Origin of the sequence: Bacillus cereus group sp. MYBKT111-2 (genome assembly GCF_051915205.1) — a bacterium.
In the GTDB taxonomy this organism is placed as follows: Bacteria; Bacillota; Bacilli; order Bacillales; family Bacillaceae_G; genus Bacillus_A; species Bacillus_A paranthracis.
This window is the reverse complement of record NZ_JBQAEG010000029.1, coordinates 1-1614: the sequence shown is the minus strand read 5'-3', so window position 1 is coordinate 1614 and position 1614 is coordinate 1. Positions and strand designations below refer to the sequence as shown.

Sequence of the window (1614 nt, the reverse complement as noted above, 5' to 3'; positions counted from 1 at the left end):
CGATAAGCGGATTTGCCTACTTATCAGCCTAACTGCTTGGACGTGCACAACCAATCGCACGCTTCTTCTATCCTTCTGCGTCCCTCCATTGCTCAAACGATAAAGAGGTGGTACAGGAATATCAACCTGTTGTCCATCGCCTACGCCTGTCGGCCTCGGCTTAGGTCCTGACTAACCCTGAGCGGACGAGCCTTCCTCAGGAAACCTTAGGCATTCGGTGGACGGGATTCTCACCCGTCTTTCGCTACTCATACCGGCATTCTCACTTCTAAGCACTCCACCAGTCCTTCCGGTCTGACTTCACTGTCCTTAGAACGCTCCCCTACCACTGATACCATTCGGTATCAATCCGCAGCTTCGGTGGTGTATTTAGCCCCGGTACATTTTCGGCGCAGAGTCACTCGACTAGTGAGCTATTACGCACTCTTTAAATGGTGGCTGCTTCTAAGCCAACATCCTAGTTGTCTAAGCAACTCCACATCCTTTTCCACTTAATACACACTTTGGGACCTTAGCTGGCGGTCTGGGCTGTTTCCCTTTTGACTACGGATCTTATCACTCGCAGTCTGACTCCTAAGGATAAGTCATTGGCATTCGGAGTTTGACTGAATTCGGTAATCCGATGAGGACCCCTAGTCCAATCAGTGCTCTACCTCCAAGACTCTTACACTTAAGGCTAGCCCTAAAGCTATTTCGGGGAGAACCAGCTATCTCCAGGTTCGATTGGAATTTCTCCGCTACCCACACCTCATCCCCGCACTTTTCAACGTGCGTGGGTTCGGGCCTCCATTCAGTGTTACCTGAACTTCACCCTGGACATGGGTAGATCACCTGGTTTCGGGTCTACGACCACGTACTAAACGCCCTATTCAGACTCGCTTTCGCTGCGGCTCCGCCTCTTCAGCTTAACCTCGCACGGGATCGTAACTCGCCGGTTCATTCTACAAAAGGCACGCCATCACCCGTTAACGGGCTCTGACTATTTGTAGGCACACGGTTTCAGGATCTCTTTCACTCCCCTTCCGGGGTGCTTTTCACCTTTCCCTCACGGTACTGGTTCACTATCGATCACTAGGGAGTATTTAGCCTTGGGAGATGGTCCTCCCAGATTCCGACGGAATTTCACGTGTTCCGCCGTACTCAGGATACATTCAAGAGAGAACGAAGTTTCGACTACGGGGTTGTTACCCTCTACGACGGACCTTTCCAGGTCGCTTCGTCTACCTCGTTCCTTTGTAACTCCGTATAGAATGTCCTACAACCCCAAGAGGCAAGCCTCTTGGTTTGGGCTATGTTCCGTTTCGCTCGCCGCTACTCAGGAAATCGCATTTGCTTTCTCTTCCTCCAGGTACTTAGATGTTTCAGTTCCCTGGGTCTGTCTTCCTTACCCTATGTATTCAGATAAGGATACCATACCATTACGTATGGTGGGTTTCCCCATTCGGAAATCTTCGGATCAAAGCTTACTTACAGCTCCCCGAAGCATATCGGCGTTAGTCCCGTCCTTCATCGACTCCTAGTGTCAAGGCATCCACCGTGCGCCCTTTCTAACTTAACCAAACTAAAAATTAAAAAATATGAGCTACACTGTTATCTAGTTTTCAAAGAACATAC

At 49.8% G+C, this 1614-nt stretch carries 1 rRNA gene; it reads right to left on the bottom strand.

The features are described 5' to 3' along the window. A 23S ribosomal RNA gene (locus ACTFNE_RS27335) occupies positions 1-1558 on the bottom strand; the annotation flags it as partial. Between the last annotated feature and the right edge of the window lie 56 nt (positions 1559-1614).